Genomic DNA, 21,971 nt, shown 5'->3' on the forward strand with positions numbered 1-21,971 from the left:
GAAAATAAAACAAGAGCGAATTATTAAAATCTGTCTTTCAGCAGCTGCATCCGTTGATTGAATAGACTTGGATATGATAAAAAGCCAAGCAATACACTTGTCACTGCAGCGGTCGTCAATAATAGGAATATGATGAGCAATTGGAACTGAACCGCTTGGATGGGGTCCGCACCTGCGATGATTTGACCACTCATCATACCTGGAAGTTGAACCAAGCCCATTGTCTTCTGACTTTCGATTGTCGGGATCATGCTTGCCTTGATTGCGTTGATGAGTTGTCTATGAATGGCCTGTTTTGGCGTTCCACCGAGAGAAAGGATGAGTTCGGTTTCATCACGATGCGTTTCAATCTCAGCTGTGAACCGGTTAAGGAATAGGATTGATAGCACCATTGAGTTGCCAATCACCATGCCGCTAATTGAAATGATGTATTGTGCGGTTGGCGGTACGATTTGAAAGCCTAGTAGAATACTCTGGGTTAGTACTTCTACAAAAAGTAATGTGACCGCGATTTTCCAAGTGATTCCCTTGATTGCTTTTCCTTTCTTACGGGTGTTTTGTGTTGCCGCTGCAATCATTAATGTAACCATTAACAAAATGTACAATATGTTTTCAGAATCGAAGACAAATTTAAGAATATAGCCGACCATAAGCAATTGGATAATGGACCGAATTGTCGCAATGATTGTGTCTTTTTCCAAATCTAAACGTAGAGTCTTTGATAGTAGTAAAGGTATGATTACAAATATAAGTGTAATGGATAACGTAAGATAGCTCATTCTACGCCTCCTTGCACAAACTGCTTCACAAATTCATTTGTTGGTGATTTCAATAAGTCACTTTCGCCAGTTTCAATGACTTGACCATTCATTAGAACCCAAGTGTAATCTCCAATTGATAAGGCTTGTTCTAAATTATGTGTTATCCAGATGATGGTTGTGCCATACACCCGGTTAATCTTGACGATTAATTCTTCGATTTCATGTAAAGATGTTCGGTCCAAGGCGGATGTGATTTCATCCAGTAATAGGATTTCAGAGCGGTTGATTAGTGTGCGAGCAATGGATACTTTTTGACGCTGACCACCGGATAATTCATTGGTTTTACGATGTAAAAATTGCACATCTAATCCGACGTCTTTTAGAATTTTAATGGCATCCTGTTCAGGCAATTTTTTACCTTGAAGTTCCATAGGGAGAGCTAAGTTATGATAGACGGTGCCTTTAATCATTGGTGCGCTTTGAAGTGCGATTCCGACATGGCGGCGTAGTTCAACGGGTTCATATGTGGAAATGAGTTTATCGTGAATGAAAATATCTCCTGAAGTAGATGAGATCAGCCCGTTACATAATTTAAGCAATGTTGTTTTTCCTGCTCCAGAAGGGCCGACGAGCGTTGTGATTTTCCCTTCCGGAAAGGAGCCCGTAATATTTTTTAAAATATGTACGTCACCAATGGAATAATTGGCGTCATGAAAGTGTAGGGCGGGTTTATAAAAATTGGACATTACATTCTCTCCTACCAGTTTCTTATTTATAATAATTCTAATCTAGGTAGTTTTGTCATGCAAGGAAAATCTATTGCAATTCCAAAAAATGTTTGTTACTATATCGTTAATCGATATAGCGATAAGCGATATAGTGAGAAGGTGAAAGAATGATAAAACAGCCAGAAAGTTTTTTACCATTGTCGCAGGCAACATATTATATTTTACTGTCCTTAAGGGAAGTACGTCATGGATATGCCATTATGCAGGACGTAGAAAAAATAAGTCGGGGGGAAGTTACAATGGGTCCCGGGACATTATATGGAGCACTAGGAAAATTAGAAAAGCAGAAAGTCATTCAAAAAGTAGACATAGATGATGCAGAACGCCGCAAGTATAATCAGCTGACACCCTTAGGTAAAGAAGTGCTTCAGCTTGAGTTTAAGAGGCTTGAATCACTTGTGAAAAACGCCAGGAGCATCATAAAAGAAATGGAGGGCGAAGAAGATGACTGTTAAAAGGTTCAAGATTTTTCTTGCTTCGAGTGTTGATAAAGAAGAGCAGTGGCTGACGGATATGTCACGCCAAGGATTTCATTTTAAAAAGTATGGATTATTTACCTATACCTTCGATGAAAATCCTAATGAATCATATGTCTATCAAATTGATTTCCGGGATGCGAATGAAGAGTATATGCAACTATGTAAAGATGCCGGTTGGCAATATGTAGACAGCGCTCTAAAGCAATTTCATTATTTTCGTACAGAAGCAAATGAGTCAGGGGTAAAAAAGATTTACTCTGATGGTGAGTCAGTAAAAGAAACGTTTCAGCGGATGATGAAATTTTATCTGATATTATTTATAATCTTTTTAACATCGCAAATTGGATTGTTTTTGACGTGGAAAGGTCAGTTGACTCAAATAATTATGACGGTTATCATTATGCTTGTTATTCTTTTGTACTTGTACGTTTTTATTTCCTTGAAGAGAAAAATTGATTTTTATTGACTAATAAATGATGCTTATTTCAGCAAGTACTATTTGAAATTCATTCACCAATCGTCATTACAACCTTGATTTTAACCGCTGTTTTAGCGATATTCTTTTCTATATATATGATTGGATTATCGAATGAAGATAAACCCCCTTGGTAAATAAAGCGAGATGATTTAATAAAAAAGTGGAGGGCAAACAATTTGAGTTTGCCCTTCTATTTTATCTCCAAGGGGAGGTGATTGAATAACCAATCATGAAATTACTTGATCTTAGTAAAGAAAACGCCACAAGTAAAACGTCGCATAGGACTCCCAGTTCTCCCATGGTGCAGCAAGCTTTAAAATTTCTTCTTTCGTTGGCTTTTCTTCTGCTCCTGTCAAATGTTTGATGGCGTTATGAAGTCCGACGTCAGCAATTGGAAACGCGTTTGGGAAACGCAAACAGCGCATTAAGACATAGTTTGCAGTCCAGGGCCCAATTCCGCGGATTTTGATAAGCATGTTTTCCGCTTCCTTAAAGTTCCCAGTTCCCAATACCTGAGCTTTGGATAGGCTTCCATCTGCGATAAGCTGTGCAACCCCAATCAGGTACTCACATTTTTTTACGGTCATTTTTAATGACGATAAATCCTCGACTGTAAGCTTCGCAATGTACTCTGGTTCAGGGAATATCCAATATGACTGTCCTTCCCATTCAATCGAATTTCCGAACGTCTCCACAAAGCGCCTTTTCAACGTATATGCGTATGTCAGATTGATTTGCTGTCCAAGAATTCCCCAACATAACGCTTCAAACAGGTCAGGGATTCCGATGTTTCGCAATCCATAAAACTCACTTACTGCTTGTTGAAGCAATGGATCCCTTTTCGCCATCTCATAATAAGGTTTCAAATCAGTATCGAGATCGAACCAATCACGTACATAATGGACGACCATATCCCGGACGCTATCGCTAGACGGTGTATATTTTTCTATAAACCGAACCAGAAGGTTACCCTCTGTATTTTCGCTGACTTCGACTAATAGAATCTCATTCCCAACTGGAATTGCCTTGATCACTTTACCATCACGGATTTCAAACATACACTCATTGTTTGACCTGGACATATAGCTGATATTTTCTTTGAAATTGAACTCTTTCGGAACGGCTATTATCAAATGATCTTGTTGATTAACTAGCATTTTAAAAGATCTCCTCTGCATCTTATCTATATGTTTAGTTGTACCATAATCCCAGGTGGAAAAGTTTCGCTATCTTGCTGTTACGTCCTGAAAAGCATTTATTTTGGAAATAGAGGAGGTATACTTAGGGTAAGAGAAAGAGGTGATTCCGTGAGCGATCATCAACAAGTCAGGCAGTTGACTGACGAACAGTGGCAAGCAATTAGACATAACGACGTAAGGTTTGATGAAATCTTCATTTATGCCGTGAAATCGACGGGTATCTTTTGCCGACCATCTTGCAAATCAAGAGATCCAAAAAAAGAGAATGTCCGTATTTTCAATGATGCGGCGGAAGCGCTAGCAGATGGATTCCGACCTTGCAAACGCTGTAAGCCGGGTGGGCTGCGTTTACCTGATGAAGAATGGACTATCCAAATTGGAGAATATATAAACGAGCATTTTCAGGAGCCATTGACGTTAGAAATACTTGCAGACATGTGCCATGGAAGTCCTTATCACCTTCAGCGAACATTTAAAAGAATCACGGGGCTGACGCCTGTTGAATATATCCAAAAGATCAGAATAACGAAAGCGATGTCTGAACTTACTACAACCGATAAATCCATTGCTGAAATTGGGGTAAGCGTGGGGCTTCGGAATCCGTCCTATTTCATCACGCTATTCAAAATGAAAACTGGACAAACACCAAAACAATATCGAAAACTAGTGAGGGAGGTAGAGGTTAGTGGAGAAGAACAGTAAAAATAACGTGTATTGGACATTGCTTAATCACTCACAATGGAAAATGTATATAGCTGCGACGACAGAGGGGCTTTGCTATATAGGTACCCCGAATGCACCATTCGGAGAACTGGAAGCGTGGGTGAACAAACGGCTTCCAAGTCATGTTCTGATAGAAGAAGCGGATATCTTACAGCCACACGCAGTTGAGTTAATGGGTTATTTGAAAGAGCGACGCAGGGATTTTGCATTGCCAATCGATCTTCACGGTACTCCTTTTCAACAAATTGTCTGGAAGGCCTTGCAAGAAATTCCGTACGGACGGACTGTTTCATATTCGGAAATTGCAGAACGGATTGAAAAGCCGAATGCGGTACGAGCTGTTGGAACCGCTATTGGTGCCAATCCGGTCTTAATTATTGTTCCTTGTCATCGTGTCATTGCGAAAAGTGGTAAGTTAGGTGGTTTCAGGGCCGGTTTAGAGATGAAAGAGCAACTTCTAGAACTGGAAAGATAGTGTTTCGACATAAAAAAAGACAAGGGAGAAGTTAATCTCACCTTGTCTTTTTGCTTTTTGGAACAGGTATGTGATTCGCAGTTTCTTTATTCGTGACATCAAGTATATCAAGTAGGAAGACAAACACGGGAATACCGATAATGAGTCCCCAGACGCCAAAGAAGTTTTGTGAGAAAATCAGTACGATAAACGTGTAAAAAACGGGTAAATCTGTTTTGGAGGACATCAGTTTTGGATTTAAGATATATGCTTCAATGCCATGAATAATCATAACTGCAATGAGAACATAAACAACTTTCAGGAATCCTCCGATTGTAAAAGCAATTATCGTCAGAGGGACAAGTGAAATGATGACCCCGGCAACGGGAATGAGTCCTAAAAAGAAAATCATAATTCCCAAACCGATTATTTGTGGGAATCCGAGTATGAGTAATACGATCACGGACAATATTGTATTAACAATTGCAATGATAAATTGGGCTTCAATCACTTTTCCGAATGTACGCGTGAACTTTTTACCAAAGAACTCAATTTCGAAGTAAAAGGGAGCAATCTTACTATCTTTAAATTTGTTTGTAAACTCTATTAACCGTGGTTTTTCTAGCAGGAAAAATAAGCTTAATACGAGGGCAAGTATGACTTGAATACTTGTTTTACTAATATCAGAGAAATATTTTAACAAAAATGAAAAACCATTTTCCAAATAGGCTGCAATTTGATTACTAGAGATGACGGATTCTAAGTAGGTGAGCAGTACACTATCATGAGGTGTGGAATAGAAGTTTGTAATTCTTACAATAATTTGACTGATTTCCATTGTGATTATAGGCAAATACTTAACAACACCAACTGTCAGTAAGCCAACAATCACTGTATACAGGAGAATGACTAGCAGCTTGCGGTTAAAATGTACACGTTTGAGCGTAAACTCAATAAGTCGATCCAACAAAAAAGCGAAAATGAAGGTAAGCAATATAATATTCATCATACTTTTGACGCTGTAAAGAATTAAAATAATCAAAGCGAAAATAAGAATACGCCGTGGTCCCTTTTTCTCGAAAATGTCTAATAACCCATTCATATGACTTTAGCTCCTTCATAAATAATTACAAGTGAAAACGAGAAATGAGACCTTTCATTGTTAGTATTGCCATGATTTGTAGAGATTATAAATTAGAAAATCTCTTTTAAAAAATAGCTTACGAACGAATATGCAGCACTAGCTGTGAAAAAGGAGTTATACACCGGAAAAGGTTATATCTCCTCAGCTCATGTTTTATTATATTATAGTTGTTGCAATAAATGAAGTTTGAAACATATTTTAATTGATAGGGATGGCTACCCAATGTCCTTTTGAAACCTCGATTAGCTCAGATTGCAATAGTTGATATTTATCCTCCTCAATTTGATCTTCCATTAACGTTCGTTTTTTCTTCGATTCTATTTTAGGGTCAGGAATTGGAATCGCTGAGAGTAACGATTTTGTATAGGGATGCTGTGGGTTAGAGTACAACTCTTCGCTTTCGGCAAGCTCAACAATTTTCCCCGCATACATAACTGCGACCCGGTCACTAATGTGCTTAACCATAGACAAGTCGTGCGCAATGAACAGATAGGTGAGTCCAAGCCGATGCTGAAGATCTTCCAGTAATTCCACAATTTGCGACTGGATAGAAACATCGAGTGCGGATAACGGTTCGTCGCATACTATGAAGTCAGGTTCTACGGCAAGTGCACGTGCAATACCAATTCTTTGGCGCTGTCCACCGGAAAATTCATGTGGATAGCGCATTGCATGGGAAGGTTCGAGTCCGACCATAACAAGCAACTCTTCTACCCTCTTTTTTCGTTCCTCTTTATTTTTACTCAACCGATGAATGTCTAATGCTTGACCGATAATATCAAGCACTTTAAAGCGTGGATTAAGTGAAGAGTACGGATCCTGAAAGATCATCTGCATATGGCGCCGCATCGTTTTCATTTCATTTTTCGAAAGCCGGTTAATGGCCATCCCTTGATACAAGACATCTCCGTCTGTCGGTTCGTGAAGGCGCAAAATGGCGCGGCCGGTCGTTGACTTACCTGATCCCGACTCGCCAACAAGACCGAGCGTCTCTCCGGGTTTGATATGAAAACTGATATCGTCCACGGCTTTCACTATATTGCCTTTCCCAACGTCGAAATGCTGCTTTAGTGATTTCACTTCTAGCAGGGGTTTCCCTTTTTCTATACCAATGGTACGTAAAGGAGTGCGTTTAGGCTTCTTTTTCTCGTCAAGGCGAGGAAGGGCATTGAGCAGTTTCTTTGTATAGGAATGTTTTGGGTTATCAAAAATTTCTTCCGTCGTTCCGGTCTCCACAATTTCCCCGTCTTTCATAACAGCGACACGATCACACATGCCGGCAACAACGCCTAGGTCATGGGTAATCAGTATGATGGATGTTCCAAAACGTTGCTGCATATCTTTCATCAAATTTAAGATTTGGGCTTGTATTGTCACATCAAGTGCAGTCGTGGGTTCATCCGCAATCAATAGGGTCGGACGGCAAGCGAGTGCAATCGCAATCATGACGCGCTGCCGCATTCCACCTGAAAACTCATGCGGATATTGGCTAAAACGATCTTCACTATTACGGATACCTACAAGTTTCAAAAGTTCAATGGTACGGTTTTTCGCATCTCTTTTAGATAAGTTCTGATGTTTAATTAAACTTTCCGCAATTTGTTTACCGATTTGAATTGTTGGATTTAATGAAGTCATCGGATCTTGAAAAATCATGCTTATATCACGACCGCGGATACTCTCCATCTCTTTTTCCGTTTTTTGCACGAGATCTTCACCTTGAAATTCAATCTCTCCATCTTTCAGATAAGAAGGGGGAGAGGGGAGGAGGCGCATAATTGAGCGGGCTGTCACGCTTTTTCCACTTCCTGATTCACCTACAATACCAAGTGTCTCACCTTTCTTCACTTCAAAACTGACACCACGGACTGCTTCAAATTCCTTGTCGTGGCCCAAAAACGAGACGCGTAGATCACTTACCTTTAATACTGTTTCCAATAAAAACACCTGCCTATTATCTGAAATTATATTTAACTAAAAATTACATTGACTTAAATAGTTACCGAATCTATACTTTACTATACCAATAGGAATTAAACAATATCGGGAAGGAGGAATTGCTTCAATGCGAGTGAATAAAGAAGCGACATCCTATTTTAGATTATCAGATGTTCTCCGATATACGTTTGGCAAAATGGGAAGACGACCGACTTATAAGTATTTGCTACTAATTTTAGGTTTGCCGGTTCATGTTATTGTATTTCTATTCTATCTGTCGAAAAGAGGAGACAATAAATACTCTTCAATTTATGAAGAGGTAAGGGCATCATTGACATCAACAGGTTATAAAGAGGCGGCGATGCTTGATTTTAAAGAACAATTACTACGGAAACAATCATTCTTCAATAAAGAAGTAAATGAGCGAGAAATAGATAGGCAAGTGGAGGAGCTTGCCGAAGAACAATTTAGAAAAACGCTAACGAAAAAAACAAATCAGCTAGCGGGACAGAAAGGTGTTCAACAAGTTACGTATTCAACTTACTTTCAATCATTGCTTGGAAAACCGTTGTTCTTGCTTGCTTCATTCATTCCAGGCATCTTTATGTATCTACTTATTCTTTTGTTCAGCAATCCGTACATCAAGTTTATAGTTGAACGATTGATTATGAGTATCTTTGTTATTGCTGGCGTTGCAGTTCTTGTGTTCACGATACTTTACTTATCGCCGTTTGATCCTGCCGCGAATATTCTTGGCGAGGCGGCGACGAAGGAACAAATCGCATCATTCAATAAATTACATGGTTTGGATTTATCATATCTTTCACAATTATGGAATGCGCTAAAAGGAATCGCGACGTTTGATTTAGGTGCTTCTTATGCCGGCAATGAGGATGTCGCAGCAAGTATAGCGAATAAATTCCCAATCACATTAACGATTGCGGTTTTATCATTACTGATGGCAGTTGTCATCGCTATCCCGGTAGGCATCATTTCTGCGACAAGGCCGAATTCATTTTTGGACTATTCATTCATGTTTATTGCATTGATTGGATTATCGATTCCGAACTTTTGGCAAGGATTACTATTTATTTTGAACTTCTCTATTAAATTACAATGGTTACCGGCCACATATAGTCCTCAAAACTGGCTTTCTATCATCATGCCTGTTGTTGTGCTTGGAACTGCATTGACTGCATCTGTCGCGAGGATGACACGTTCTTCGATGTTGGAAATCATCAATGAGGACTACATCATTACCGCTAAAGCGAAGGGCCTCAATCGGCTTCAAGTACTTTGGAAACATGCGATTGGCAATGCAATGATACCAATTATTACAGTCATTGGTCTGCTATTCGGGGGAATGCTCGGGGGAGCGGCGGTGACTGAGAAAGTATTTAACATTAGCGGAATCGGAAGTTACATCGTAGACAAGCAGTTCATTCCCGATATTCCCGCTATTATGGGTGGAGTTATCTATATTGCAATAACGATTTCATTAGTCAATGTGCTCATCGACATTTTGTATGCGTTTTTCGATCCTCGCATCCGTTCGAAGATGAAGCAATCGTAGAGCAGGAGAAGGTGTGAAGGTGAATCTAAATAAAAAACATGCATTGAAATTATCGAGGGAATATACACAAGCAAATTTCACATGGATTATTTCTTTAATCCTGACAGTCGTCTTGCTACTGAACAGTTTCAATTTCAAAGAAGGGGAGTTGAAAAGTTCGGTCTTCAGCTTATTTGCGGCCTATGCGTTGTTCACTATTTTTCAAATGATTCTTACGTGGATGGTGAAGCGAGACCTTCTGACAATAGGTGAAATTCGAAGTTCGACAAGAAAGCTCGGCTACATACAGCTGTTTAGTATAATGACGGGTAATATTTTCACTGTAGCATTTGCATTTAATCTTATTAAAAAGAAGAAGACACCTGAATATACGTTTGCCGTTTATATGCTGCTTACTCAGGTTTTTATCATCGCGATATCATCACTTAATTTATTCAAGTCATATGTGGCGGATTCATTTTTAACGGCAATGATTATCTTGCTAGGAATAATGATTTTTCAAGTCGTGACACTTGTTCTCACAGCGAAATATGTTGAGGAAGAAAGTGCGCCAGCTTGGATGATGATTGTTGCCATATTACTTCTGTTTACCGCATTGACGGGTAATATTTTTGCACTATTGCTTGGCTATAGCTTGATTTTAAAGGTTCGCAGTCATGATCAGTCTAGGATTTCGAAGTGGAATACGATGTGGGAGAAGATTACCCGTAATTCAACGGCGATACTTGGTTTGTTTTTCATCACTCTCATGTTTTCCATATCCGTTTGCAGTGTATTTACGTTTGACTACGATATGGCAGTTGAAAATGATTATGGTGCAATACTTCAAAAACCGAGCCTTGTCTATCCGTTTGGCACTGATAATTTCGGACGGGATTTGTTTTCAAGAATCATCTTTGGTGCAAGAATTTCGCTTCTTGTAGGGTTTGCTTCAACGGCCATACCGGTAGTTATTGGTGGATTCTTAGGTGCATTAGCCGGGTATTACAGTCAGCGGACGGACAATATCATAATGCGATTGCTTGATGTACTATATGCCGTTCCTGGAATTTTATTGGCAATTGCTATCATTGCGGCATTTGGAGCAAATACGACGAATCTTATTTTAGCGCTTAGTGTGGGGTCCATCCCAACCTATGCCCGAACGATGCGTGCGAATGTCATGATGGTGTCGAACTATGAATTTGTCGATTCAGCACGTGCGCTCGGTTCATCGGACTTCTCTATTATCTTTAGACAGATAGTGCCGAATTCGCTCGCGCCGATGATTGTCAAGGCAACACTGACAATCGGGGGCGCTGTCATCGCGACGAGTAGCTTAAGTTTCTTAGGACTCGGTGTGGAACCGCATATTCCAGAATGGGGAAATATTTTAAAAATCGGTAGCACATACTTGGAATCGCATTCCTATTTAGCCATTATCCCGGGGCTTGCGATTATCTTACTTGTATTATCGTTTAACTTTTTGGGAGATGGATTGCGTGATGCATTTGATCCAAGAATGGATTGAACATAAATACCAAACAATAATAAGGGGGAATTAATAATGAAGAAAAGTTTATTGACGATTTTAATAGCAATTATGGTGGTGTTGGCCGGATGTGTAAGTACGAAATCGGATGTTTCCGATAAAAAGAATGACAATACAGAACCAAAGACGGATAAAAGTAAGGTGGTCATCGAACTTCTGGGTATGGGTTCTGGGGAAGAAGATATGAATATTGTACGAGATCAGCTTATAAAAAATGGCTTTGATGTGAAATTGAATATTCAGCCTGATTACGGAAGCTTCACTGCACAGAAAGATGCAGGGAATTATGATGTCGCATTATCTAGCTGGACGACAGTTACGGGGAACCCCGATTATGCTGTTCGAGCACTGTTCAAATCAGACGGTGATAACAGTATTATGGCTGATGATGAAGTTGATACATTGATTGAAAAGGCAAGTACAGAAACGTCTGATGAGTTTGCAGAGACATACAAGCAATTAGAACAGCGTCTAGTGTTTGACAAAGCTTACATTGCACCTCTTTATAATTCATTTAAAGCACAGGGAGTTAATAAAGACATTCTCGACGTAGACACAGTTAGGCTTGCTAAATCACGTGCAATTGCCTGGGAACCTATTGATTTCATTGACAAATCAAAAAGAGATACGGATCCATTAATCATTCAGCAAGCTATTGGAACTTTGACGTCCCTCGATCCTATTAAAGGGAATGATGGATCTATCAATACATTGAATACAAATATGTATGTGCGTCTCGTTAACTTGACAGATGATGACGTTGTTGTTTCAGACGGCTCTTTATCTTATAATCACAGCATCGCAGAGGGCAATTCAGATTATTACTTCCTTCTTCGTGATGATATCAATTTTGCGTCAATTACAGACGGAAAAGCTGTAGATACTGGTGAACGCGTAGGAGCGGACGATGTCATCTTCTCGATGAATCGTGCAAAAGACCCGAATTCAGTACCGGATCACCGTACGTATAGTTTACATGAACATATTAACGAAGTGGAAGTAGTCACAGATCTATCTGATCTCGATATTTTGCAATCAGGAAGTGATGCAACAGTCAGAGAAGGGCTTGAGAAGAACTTGGATGTGAAAATCGGGGAGCTTGTTTCTGATAAAAAAGAAGCCGATAATGCGACTGGGAAATATCAAGTGGTAAAAATGACAACAACAGCTCCATTCCCACAAGTACTGAACTATTTAGCTCACCAATCTGCGGGGATTGTCTCGAAAAAACAAGTTGAGAGTATTAATACGTATGATGTTTCTTCGTTTGATGTGAGTAAAGACATTCCTTACGGAGATCAGAACACAGTCATAGAGGGTGCTAAATACAACAATACATTGTACGCGAGTGGCCCATACATTTTGTCACACAAAAATGATTACGAAGGTATTTTCTATAAAAACCCTGCTTATATGGTGGGGACAGAGCACGAACCGAAAATTTCAAATGTAACAGTTCGCTTCATCCAAGATCCGGACAGCACGCTTTCAGCTTTACGCAATGGTGAAATCCATATTTTCAACGGAGTCCCAGAAACAAAATACGACGTGGTTGAAGGTGACAGCAAACTATTCTTGCAAAAAAATGATAGTAATGCTGTAAGTTACTTGCTTTTCAATACAAAAAATCGTGAAGTATCAACGAGTGAAGAGTTAAGAAAAGCCGTTCTTTACTCGATCAACCAAGATGAAATTCTGAATTTCTATCAAGGGAACAAGAAGAAGGCTGTTTCTACGGTCAGCCCACTGGTAGACACAGGGAATGAATTGAAGGCAGATCCAGCTAAAGTTCAAGAGTTTCTGAATGATTATAAAGCGGGTAACTAATATCTATTCGTATTATTAATGAAGTGAGACTAAATCCGTTGTTACTAGGATTTAGTCTCACATTTTTTTATTCATGTTTTACTTTTCTGTCGAACGATAAAAATCAATCATCGCTTTTTTTCGGTCACCGAGGGTTGCGAACTCACGGGATAATTCTTCATGAATGCCGTTTTGATCGATCGTTCTTTTTTTTATTTTTTCGGATAAGGTCTCGTTTTTGTTTGCATCTCGTTCATTGTCTTGTTTCATTAAAATACCTCCTCGTATATTAGAACCAGTTCTTTTTAATATGGCTCGGGAGGACAAATTCATTCATAATTGTGAAAAAGGTATAAAAGGATATGTCACATCATGTTATGTTAAGTCGAATATAGGGTAAATAGTGTATACTTGAACCATTAGAATGCGGAAGAAGGAGATTGACATGAGTTCGAAATATGCGGATGACAGCTTGGCTTTACATACGGATTTATACCAAATCAATATGGCGGAATCATACTGGGCGGATGGAATACATGAACGAAAAGCGGTTTTTGAACTTTTTTTCAGAAACTTGCCGTTCGGTAATGGCTATGCGTTATTTGCGGGGCTTGAGCGAGTTCTCGATTATTTAAGAGGGTTTCATTTTAGTGAAAGTGATCTTGCTTACTTAAAGGATGATCTCGGATATGAAGATGACTTCACCTCTTATCTAAAGGAGCTACGTTTTACAGGCACTGTTTATTCCATGGCTGAAGGGGAGCTGGTTTTTGCGAATGAACCTATTATTCGCGTGGAATCGACACTTATCGAAGCACAGCTGATTGAGACCGCTCTACTTAATATCGTTAATTATCAGACGCTTATTGCGACGAAAGCAAGCCGCATCAAACAAGTCGTCAAAGACGAAATAGTGATGGAATTTGGCAGTCGGCGTGCACACGAGATGGATGCGGCGATATGGGGTGCACGTGCTACGTTCATTGGCGGCGTTGAAGCGACAAGTAATGTCCGCGCTGGGAAAAGATTCGATATTCCTGTAGCGGGAACGCATGCTCATTCAATGATTCAGGCTTATAAAAGTGAATACGAAGCATTCCATTCATACGCTAAACGTCATAAGGACTGTGTTTTCCTTGTCGATACGTATAATACAGTAAAAATAGGCATTCCGACGGCAATCCAAGTAGCTAAAGAACTTGGTGATAAAATCAATTTCATCGGCGTTCGTTTAGATAGCGGTGATATTTCATTCCTATCCAAGGAAGCGCGCCGTATGTTGGATGAAGCTGGATTCTTGGATGCGAAAGTTTTCGTTTCAAATGACTTGGATGAATATACAATTCTCAACTTGAAAGCACAAGGTGCAAGGGTAGACGTATGGGGAATTGGAACGAAATTGATCACAGCGTACGACCAGCCTGCACTTGGGGCCGTCTATAAAATTGTTTCCATAGAAAACGATGCCGGTGAAATGGAAGATACGATTAAAATTTCGTCGACAACCGAAAAAGTAACGACGCCTGGACGTAAAAAGTTATACAGAATTATTGACCGAGAAAATGGTAAGGCAGAAGGGGATTATATTACGATGCATGATGAAAATCCTGCATCCGAGAAACGCATCAAAATGTTCCACCCCGTCCATACATTCATCTCGAAGTTTGTTACGAATTTTGAAGCGAAGGACTTACACGTCAAAGTCGTAGAACAAGGGGTTATCATCTATAATAATCCGACTCTTCAACAAATGCGTGATTACGCAAAAGAAAACTTGGAATTATTATGGGATGAATATAAACGATCCCTTAATCCCGAAGAGTATCCGGTCGACTTAAGCCAAAAATGTTGGGACAATAAGATGCGTAATATCCAGGAAGTCCAGGAAATGGTGGAAGACTTTATTAATGGCTAAGGAGGTTTGTTGAAGTTGACATTACAAGATAGAATTATCGCTGAGTTAAAGGCGCAGCCAATCATTGAACCTAAAGAGGAAATCCGGAAATCGATTGACTTCATGAAAGAATATGTAAGGGAAAACCCATTTTTAAATGGCTTTGTTCTTGGAATTTCAGGTGGGCAAGACTCGACGCTTGTCGGGAAACTTGCTCAACTCGCTGTTGATGAATTAAATGATGAAGAGGAAACTAAGCGATTTAAATTCATTGCAATCCGGTTGCCTTATGGTTCTCAGTTTGACGAGGAGGATTGCCAGGATGCATTGGAATTCATTAAGCCGTCTCTAATCTACACGATTAACATAAAAGAAGCTGTCGATGCGAGTGAACGTGCATTGACAGCAGGTGGCGTTACGTTGACCGATTTTGCTAAAGGAAACGAAAAAGCACGGGAACGTATGAAGGTTCAATACTCAGTTGCGGCCATGCATGATTGTATTGTTCTCGGGAGTGATCATGCAGCGGAAGCCATTACCGGATTTTATACGAAATTCGGGGATGGCGGTGCAGACCTTATGCCGATCTACAGGCTGAACAAACGGCAAGGGAAACAACTACTTAAGGAACTTGGATGCCCTGAACATCTCTACTTGAAAGTTCCGACAGCGGATCTTGAAGAAAACAGACCGGCTATTCCTGATGAAGTAGCGCTTGGTGTCACCTATGACGATATCGATAATTATCTTGAAGGTAAAAAGTTGCCGGAGGGATCCCGTACAGCAATCGAGAATCATTTTCTCCGTTCAAAGCATAAACGGCATATGCCGATTACAATTTTTGATGATTTTTGGAAATGACTTCAGGGGGCTCCTTATTGGGGCTCCTTTTTATTTTCTAATCAGTGCTTAAGTTGTGTGAGAATTAGATATCCTGTATTATAAAGGTATGTTTTGTTAATTTTCGGACAAATTTAGCGTAATAGACAATTGGGGGAATTGAAATGACACATAAAGAGATGATTGAAAAAGTCTTAACCAATATCGAAAAAGTGATGATTGGGAAAAGAGATATCGCCGAATTAAGTGTTACCGCACTTCTTGCCCGAGGGCATGTCCTACTTGAAGACGTGCCAGGTGTTGGAAAAACGATGATGGTAAAAGCATTGGCTAAGTCAATTGGGGCAGATTTTAAGCGAATTCAATTTACACCGGACTTACTTCCTTCCGATGTTCTAGGCGTTTCAATTTATAACCCTAAAGAAATGGAATTTGAATTTAGGCCAGGACCCATCATGGGGAATATTATTCTAGCCGATGAAATTAATAGGACTTCGCCAAAGACGCAATCCTCTCTATTGGAAGGGATGGAAGAGTCCACCGTGACGATAGATGGAGAAACGATGCGAATTCCGCAACCCTTTTTTGTCATGGCAACACAAAATCCGATTGAATATGAAGGTACATACCCGCTACCTGAAGCGCAACTTGACCGTTTTCTATTTAAACTGAAGATGGGTTATCCGACGAAAATGGAAGAGATTGAAGTACTTGATCGTGCGGAGAAGGCCGTTCCAATTGACACGTTAGAAACCGTAGTATCACTTGAAGAATTAATCGAACTCCAAAAGGCTGTAACAGAAGTTAAAGTCGATAATACTATTAAGTCCTATATCGTAGAATGTGCTTCGCAGACGCGTGATAATCCCTATGTCTATTTAGGTGTAAGTCCCCGAGGATCTCTTGCGCTTATGAAGGCATGTCAGGCCTATGCGATGATAAAAGGGAGAACTTACGTTACACCGGATGATGTTCAGTACTTATCGCCATTCGTTTTTGGACATCGCATGATTTTACGCCCTGAAGCCAAGTATGAAGGGATTTCCACTTCGGAAATTATAGAACGAATTTTGATGAAAGTACGTGTACCTGTAGATAAGGTTCAGCTGAAATGACAACTGCTAGGAAAATGATTGATATTTCGAGCCGGTTACTATTTGTTTTGTTCGTCTTGGTTTCTACATTTGTTTTTGCCATGTTCCAAGGCGGCATGGTCAGTTGGACTATTTTTTATATTATATTGCCTTTTATAATCTATTCTCTATTACTATTTTTCTATCCAATGTCGAAAATGACTGTGGAACGTACCATTCGGACACCTCATGTGCAAAATGGTGAGAAGTTGATTGTTTCTTTATCTATTAAACGTAAAAATCGATTTCCCTTACTTTATACCGTTGTAAGTGAACAGTGGGCAGAGCCCGAAATAGTTGTTTTGGCAGGTGAAAAGTTAAAACGCCTGTTTGTTTTTGGATTCCGTCAAGAAGTTGAGTGGGAATACGAAATCGAAAAAATACCCAGGGGTGAACATATACTTCAAGGGGTGAAAGTCGAGATTTCCGACTTTTTTGGATGGCTCCGAAAAACGAAATTTATTGAAGTAGAGAATATGATTCTAGTGTATCCCAAAATGACAGGTATTCATTATGTACCATTTAATACACAATATGACCAAGGTACGATGGCCTCGCCATTAAATATCGTCAAAGATACGACGATGGCAACGGGTGTACGCAATTACCAGTCAGGTGATCGGGTGACATGGATTCATTGGAAATCGTTTGCTAGAACGCAGACCTTGATGACAAAGGAGTTTGAGGATAGACGATCACAAGAGTTATTTATAATCATGGATGGCAGAGAGTCGAAAATGTTTGAGGAGCTAGTAGAACTTACTGCTTCAATATTGAAAGAAGCATCAAATCATCAGGCAGATCTTGCCTTGATGACGACGGGTCCTAAACCCTCCTTATTCCCATTTATACAGTCGGAAGAGCAACTTCATATGGCATTGGTTCACTTGGCAAAGATTAAGCCTGCGAATGAAGCATCATTAGCTGACTTTGGAACCACGTTTCAACACGGGGGCAGTATTGTATTGATCACGGGGAACCCCGATGGGCCATTCATACAATCAGTTCTGCTAAGTGTGGAAAACGTTGAATCTATCATTTGCATGGTCGTAGTGAAACGTGATGATCCAGCATTGCAAAGGATTGAAGAGGATATTAGACTTGCAAAATCGAAGGGAATTACCGTGCATTTATTAGAACAGAAGCAGTTTTCAGATGCTTTTAAAGAGGCGGTGCGATTATGACTGGAGCGCGAATTGATAGGCAACTGCTACTAATTCTTTATATACTGGCATTGATCCTTTTAAGGGAATGGCTAATTCCGGTTATTGAATTGACCAATTCAGATCATTTATCACTGTTTTTATTATTTGTGGCGCTATCATTTTTTTTGGCATTAATTAAAGCAAAGTGGTGGATAGTCGTTCCTACAAAGATTATTTTCATTGTAGTAGCGACCCATTATGTATTTTTTGAAAAGGTACTATTTACAAAGGAAACACTAGTATATGTATCAGGTGACTTCCTTTCGAATGCCCCAATTATCATAAATGGTGACTGGGAAAGTATTACGAATCCATTTAGAACTGTGTTGTTTTTCGCGCTACTGTGGATGACGACCTATCTTATCCGTCATTGGATTGAAGTAAGGAAAAGTATTTTGCTATTTTATATCATGACTATTCTATTTATAGCGTTCATTGATACGTTCGGTGGATATGCTGCAGGTGGCGCTATTTTCCGAATTATGGTGACGGGGTTATTACTTCTTGGTTTACTTGCGATTACTAGGCTTGCGGAGAAGCACAACACATCAGTTCCAACAGGTACATTCCTAGCGATATCCGTTCCACTTCTTTTCGCAGTTGTTGTGAGTGGAACGCTTGCCAACATTCTTCCGAAACAAGATCCCATCTGGCCAGATCCGCTACCTTATTTTGAGTCATTTGTACAAGGTAGTGGGGAAGGTGGGGTGGCTAAAAGTGGATACGATACGAATGATTCCACATTGGGTGGTTCGTTTGTGCAGGATTCTACATTAGTTATTGAAGCAAAAGTGGCTAATGAACAATACTGGAAAATTGAAACGAAAAACACATACACCTCAAAAGGTTGGGAGCAGGTATCTGTTGACGATTCACAGACTAGTTATACTCCTGGTATGGAGATGGAGGAAATTGCGGGTCAAGGAAATGTAGACGCTACAGCCCAACAACTTGCGGATTTGAAGGTGTCGGAAGACTTTTCTTTCATCGTTTATCCTTATGGGATGAATAAAGTATACGCAACAAAGGATGTTGTTTTTCAATACTTGGAAGGAGCAGGAAAGTACAGTACAGAAATCGAGGGCAAGGAAGGGGTCCTAGATTCGTATCAAGTCGAATTCACAGAGCCTGATTACAGCTTGAAAAAATTAAGGGCTACTAGGATGGAAGATTTTTCAGAGGTAGCTGAAGATTTAACTCAGTACCTACAACTTCCAGAGCAATTACCTGAACGGGTGGAGGAACTTGCAAAAAACATAACAGAAAATCAGGAAAGTGTTTACGAGAAGACGAAGGCAATCGAAAAGTACTTTGGAAGAAATGGCTTTGTTTATACTCAGCAAGGTGTCGCTATTCCAAAAGCAGGCGATGATTACGTAGATCAGTTCCTCTTTGATACCAAACAGGGATACTGCGATAACTTTTCCACGTCTATGGTTGTCATGTTACGCTCAATTGATATTCCAGCACGTTGGGTAAAAGGTTTTGCTCCCGGAGAATTTGTCTTAAATGACGAGGGTGAGAAAGTTTATCAAATTACGAATAATGAGGCGCATTCATGGGTTGAAGCATATATGCCTGGTATTGGCTGGATGCCATACGAACCGACAATTGGATTTAGTAGCTTAACGGATATTGAATATGATATCGAGTTGAACCTTGATGATACACTAACACCGGAAGTGAAAAAGCCTGAACAACCAAAGAAAGAGCAGGCTGAAAAAACGGTAAAAGCAGATAGGAACTTCAAAAATAGTGAGATTTTCAAAACTATGGGTACTTGGATCCGGAATAATATGTGGATAATAGGTGTGATTGTGTTAATAGTCATTTTTGCCGGCTGGCGAATATTCGTTAGTAGGGTAAAGTGGCTGCCTAAAGTGCTAGTTTATGTCCATCGTACTAAACAAGAAGATTGGTTAACATTTACAAAGCGCTATAACAGTTTATTGAAACAACTGGATCGTTCTGGTTTGAAGCGGGCAACTGGTATGACATTATCTGATTATGCAACGAGTGTTGACAACTACTTCGGTGGAGAAAGAATGAAAATGCTTACAACTGCATATGAAAAGGGATTTTACGGTGGAAATATAACTGAACACGAATGGGTAGTGTTGCGGGAAATATGGGAAGATTTAATCAATAGGTCTTCGGGTTGATTTTTGTCGTAAATAGAAGTAAGATGAAAAAAGAACAAGCCCAAGGTGCCCTCATATATATCCGATAATACGGTTCGGATGTTTCTACAAGTTACCGAAAATGACTTGGCTATGAAGGTGGATTTAGCTCATTGATATATGAGCTTTGTTCGCTTTTTTATAGATGATGAGACGCGCAGAAAGCTGGACTTTCTGACGCGTTTTTCTCTATTTGAAAAGGCCTTGTGGAACGTTTGGAATATAGTTATGTTGCACGATGAAAAAATTGGTAAAATAGCCGGAAAAGGCTGGAATAATAAAATTAAAAGGAGGTTGTATCATCTTGAAGCAGGACAATATTTTAGTATTGGATTTAGGCAGTAGTGAGAATACGACAATAGCCCGTTGGATTCGTGATTTAGGTGTATATAGTGAGATTCACCCTCATGATATTACATCACAAACGATTGAAGGTTTAAAAACGGTAAAAGGAATTATTTTAAATGGTGGTGAAAATAATATCGTTGATGGTGAAGCGATTGACGTATTAGATGAAATATTCGCTTTAAACATTCCGATAATTAGTGTGGGTCATCCTTCTACGAAAGCACTTAAAACATTCGAGCAATGGCCAAGTGAAAAGGAAACGAAAGCACTTTTAAAAGATTTTGTGTTCCATACATGTAAGGCAGAAGCTAACTGGAATATGAAAAATTTCATTGATGATCAAGTTGCTTTAATCCGTAAACAGGTAGGCGATAAGAAAGTATTATTGGCTCTTTCAGGTGGTGTAGATTCGTCTGTTGTTGCGGCATTATTAGTTAAGGCAATCGGCAAGCAATTAATTTGTGTGCACGTAAACCATGGTTTAATGCGTAAAAACGAGTCTGAGGGCGTTGTTCAAATGTTCGAAAAAGACTTGGGGGATAACCTTGTTTACGTGGATGCAAGCGAGCGTTTCTTAGGTAAACTAAAAGGGGTAGACGAGCCAGAAGAGAAGCGTAAAATTATCGGCAATGAATTTATTCGCGTATTTGAAGAAGAAGCGCGTAAACTTGAAGGAATTGACTTTTTAGCACAAGGAACAATATATCCAGATATCGTAGAATCTGGTACAAAAACGCATAAAGTTGTGAAGTCACACCATAATGTTGGAGGACTTCCAGAAGACTTGCAATTTGAATTAGTGGAGCCGTTATTCCAACTATTCAAAGATGAAGTACGTGCGTGTGGTGTTGAGTTAGGTCTTCCGCACGATATGGTATACCGCCAACCATTCCCAGGACCTGGTCTAGGTGTGCGCGTTTTAGGTGAAATTGAGCCTCATCGTCTTGAAGCGGTACGCGAATCAGATGCTATTTTACGCGAAGAATTTGCACTCGCAGGATTGGATCAGAAAGTTTGGCAATACTTTACAATCATTCCGAACTTCAAGTCTGTCGGTGTACGCAACAACGAGCGTACGTATGAATACCCAATCATTATTCGTGCCGTCAACACAGTAGATGCGATGACAGCGACAGTGGAACAAATCGACTGGCCAATTCTTCTGAAAATCACTGACCGGATCATTAACGAAGTGAAAAATGTAAACCGCGTATGCTATGACCTGTCTCCAAAGCCAGGCGGCACAATCGAGTGGGAATAAAATAGAAGATATCGTATAAAACCGAGGATATGGCTCGGAAGTTTCTACCGGGACACCTTAAATTTCCCGACTACGATTCAAATAGAAGGGGGATAACCCTTCTATTTGAATTTGTTTTAGGGAAGCATGCGAAGTACTATCGCATGCTTTTTTTATCTAAAAAAACTATTTGAAGAGGAAGTTATACATGAAAAAGTATTTTGAGTTCGATAAGCTCGGAACAAATTATCGCCGAG

20 protein-coding genes and 2 riboswitches (1 of these 22 only partly in view) are annotated in these 21,971 nt (G+C 39.7%); of the genes, 14 read left to right on the forward strand and 6 right to left on the reverse strand.

The genetic code is table 11. The features are described 5' to 3' along the window. Positions 1-23: 23 nt before the first annotated feature. Together fetB and MKY15_RS10385 are read right to left on the reverse strand one after the other, a co-directional pair. Positions 24-779, reverse strand: coding sequence for an iron export ABC transporter permease subunit FetB (fetB, locus tag MKY15_RS10380; RefSeq protein ID WP_067205503.1), 756 nt, complete (start codon positions 777-779; stop codon positions 24-26). After that, a complete protein-coding gene (locus MKY15_RS10385) occupies positions 776-1,507 on the reverse strand; it encodes a phosphate ABC transporter ATP-binding protein (RefSeq protein ID WP_342539637.1) in 732 nt (243 codons plus the stop codon). Before MKY15_RS10385 ends, fetB begins: the two co-directional genes overlap by 4 nt. 149 nt (positions 1,508-1,656) lie before the next feature. On the opposite strand from MKY15_RS10385, the gene MKY15_RS10390 reads away from it, so the two are divergent. Both MKY15_RS10390 and MKY15_RS10395 read left to right on the forward strand, forming a co-directional pair. Continuing rightward, positions 1,657-2,004: a PadR family transcriptional regulator gene (locus tag MKY15_RS10390; protein ID WP_342539638.1), complete on the forward strand. Its 348-nt coding sequence runs from the start codon at positions 1,657-1,659 to the stop codon at positions 2,002-2,004. Then, positions 1,994-2,494: a DUF2812 domain-containing protein gene (locus tag MKY15_RS10395; RefSeq protein WP_067205511.1), complete on the forward strand. Its 501-nt coding sequence runs from the start codon at positions 1,994-1,996 to the stop codon at positions 2,492-2,494. The genes MKY15_RS10390 and MKY15_RS10395 overlap by 11 nt, the downstream gene beginning before the upstream one ends. Positions 2,495-2,751: 257 nt before the next feature. Here MKY15_RS10395 and MKY15_RS10400 read toward each other — a convergent pair whose 3' ends face one another. After that, complete coding sequence (locus MKY15_RS10400) at positions 2,752-3,684, reverse strand: DNA-3-methyladenine glycosylase (RefSeq protein WP_342539639.1); 933 nt, start codon at positions 3,682-3,684, stop codon at positions 2,752-2,754. Positions 3,685-3,813: 129 nt separating this feature from the next. Between MKY15_RS10400 and MKY15_RS10405 the strand changes: the two genes are divergently transcribed. Both MKY15_RS10405 and MKY15_RS10410 read left to right on the forward strand, forming a co-directional pair. Continuing rightward, on the forward strand, positions 3,814-4,407 hold the full coding sequence (locus MKY15_RS10405; RefSeq protein WP_338653674.1) for a bifunctional transcriptional activator/DNA repair enzyme AdaA: 594 nt from the start codon (positions 3,814-3,816) through the stop codon (positions 4,405-4,407). 43 nt (positions 4,408-4,450) lie between these two features. Then, a complete protein-coding gene (locus tag MKY15_RS10410) occupies positions 4,451-4,903 on the forward strand; it encodes a methylated-DNA--[protein]-cysteine S-methyltransferase (RefSeq protein ID WP_067213821.1) in 453 nt (150 codons plus the stop codon). Between the two features lie 37 nt (positions 4,904-4,940). On the opposite strand, the gene MKY15_RS10415 is transcribed toward MKY15_RS10410, so the two are convergent. Both MKY15_RS10415 and MKY15_RS10420 read right to left on the reverse strand, forming a co-directional pair. Further along, positions 4,941-5,984 carry an AI-2E family transporter gene (locus MKY15_RS10415; protein WP_342539640.1) on the reverse strand — a complete coding sequence of 348 codons (1,044 nt, stop codon included), beginning with the start codon at positions 5,982-5,984 and terminating at the stop codon, positions 4,941-4,943. A gap of 240 nt (positions 5,985-6,224) precedes the next feature. Further along, positions 6,225-7,964 (reverse strand): ABC transporter ATP-binding protein, encoded by a 1,740-nt coding sequence (locus tag MKY15_RS10420; protein WP_340741367.1) that lies wholly within the window; start codon positions 7,962-7,964, stop codon positions 6,225-6,227. Positions 7,965-8,091: 127 nt separating this feature from the next. Between MKY15_RS10420 and MKY15_RS10425 the strand changes: the two genes are divergently transcribed. The 3 genes from MKY15_RS10425 to MKY15_RS10435 are packed head-to-tail and all read left to right on the forward strand — an operon-like array spanning position 8,092 to position 12,895. Beyond that, a complete protein-coding gene (locus MKY15_RS10425; RefSeq protein ID WP_342539641.1) occupies positions 8,092-9,537 on the forward strand; it encodes an ABC transporter permease in 1,446 nt (481 codons plus the stop codon). A gap of 13 nt (positions 9,538-9,550) precedes the next feature. Further along, positions 9,551-11,047, forward strand: a complete 1,497-nt coding sequence (locus tag MKY15_RS10430) for an ABC transporter permease (protein WP_338653669.1) — start codon at positions 9,551-9,553, stop codon at positions 11,045-11,047. Positions 11,048-11,083: 36 nt separating this feature from the next. Next, positions 11,084-12,895, forward strand: coding sequence for an ABC transporter substrate-binding protein (locus tag MKY15_RS10435; protein ID WP_187046591.1), 1,812 nt, complete (start codon positions 11,084-11,086; stop codon positions 12,893-12,895). A 78-nt stretch (positions 12,896-12,973) separates the two neighbouring features. Here the strand turns inward: MKY15_RS10435 and MKY15_RS10440 are convergent, their stop codons facing one another. Further along, a complete protein-coding gene (locus MKY15_RS10440) occupies positions 12,974-13,144 on the reverse strand; it encodes a hypothetical protein (protein ID WP_187046592.1) in 171 nt (56 codons plus the stop codon). 175 nt (positions 13,145-13,319) lie between these two features. On the opposite strand from MKY15_RS10440, the gene MKY15_RS10445 reads away from it, so the two are divergent. The 7 genes from MKY15_RS10445 to MKY15_RS10475 form a co-directional block, all read left to right on the forward strand. After that, positions 13,320-14,789, forward strand: a complete 1,470-nt coding sequence (locus tag MKY15_RS10445; RefSeq protein ID WP_340741370.1) for a nicotinate phosphoribosyltransferase — start codon at positions 13,320-13,322, stop codon at positions 14,787-14,789. Positions 14,790-14,804: 15 nt separating this feature from the next. Next, positions 14,805-15,629 carry an ammonia-dependent NAD(+) synthetase gene (gene nadE, locus MKY15_RS10450; RefSeq protein WP_067205534.1) on the forward strand — a complete coding sequence of 275 codons (825 nt, stop codon included), beginning with the start codon at positions 14,805-14,807 and terminating at the stop codon, positions 15,627-15,629. Between the two features lie 143 nt (positions 15,630-15,772). After that, complete coding sequence (locus MKY15_RS10455; RefSeq protein WP_067205537.1) at positions 15,773-16,723, forward strand: MoxR family ATPase; 951 nt, start codon at positions 15,773-15,775, stop codon at positions 16,721-16,723. Next, positions 16,720-17,925 carry a DUF58 domain-containing protein gene (locus MKY15_RS10460; RefSeq protein ID WP_342539642.1) on the forward strand — a complete coding sequence of 402 codons (1,206 nt, stop codon included), beginning with the start codon at positions 16,720-16,722 and terminating at the stop codon, positions 17,923-17,925. Before MKY15_RS10455 ends, MKY15_RS10460 begins: the two co-directional genes overlap by 4 nt. Next, the gene (locus MKY15_RS10465) at positions 17,922-20,108 is read left to right on the forward strand and encodes a transglutaminase domain-containing protein (RefSeq protein WP_342539643.1); all 2,187 of its coding nucleotides are present in this window, start codon (positions 17,922-17,924) and stop codon (positions 20,106-20,108) included. The genes MKY15_RS10460 and MKY15_RS10465 overlap by 4 nt, the downstream gene beginning before the upstream one ends. A 31-nt stretch (positions 20,109-20,139) precedes the next feature. Continuing rightward, a riboswitch (purine riboswitch) is annotated at positions 20,140-20,240 on the forward strand. A gap of 187 nt (positions 20,241-20,427) precedes the next feature. Further along, complete coding sequence (gene guaA, locus MKY15_RS10470) at positions 20,428-21,735, forward strand: glutamine-hydrolyzing GMP synthase (protein WP_342539735.1); 1,308 nt, start codon at positions 20,428-20,430, stop codon at positions 21,733-21,735. Continuing rightward, positions 21,727-21,828: riboswitch (purine riboswitch) on the forward strand. (Overlaps the previous gene by 9 nt.) Positions 21,829-21,922: 94 nt before the next feature. Then, a protein-coding gene (locus tag MKY15_RS10475) for an NCS2 family permease (RefSeq protein WP_067205559.1) crosses the window boundary here: on the forward strand, positions 21,923-21,971 show its 5' end (the start). The gene runs 1,286 nt beyond the window's last position; only the first 49 of its 1,335 coding nucleotides appear in the window; the start codon lies at positions 21,923-21,925; its stop codon lies off the right edge, out of view.

The sequence above is a fragment of the Sporosarcina sp. FSL K6-1540 genome, assembly GCF_038620285.1.
GTDB classification, from domain to species: Bacteria; Bacillota; Bacilli; order Bacillales_A; family Planococcaceae; genus Sporosarcina; species Sporosarcina psychrophila.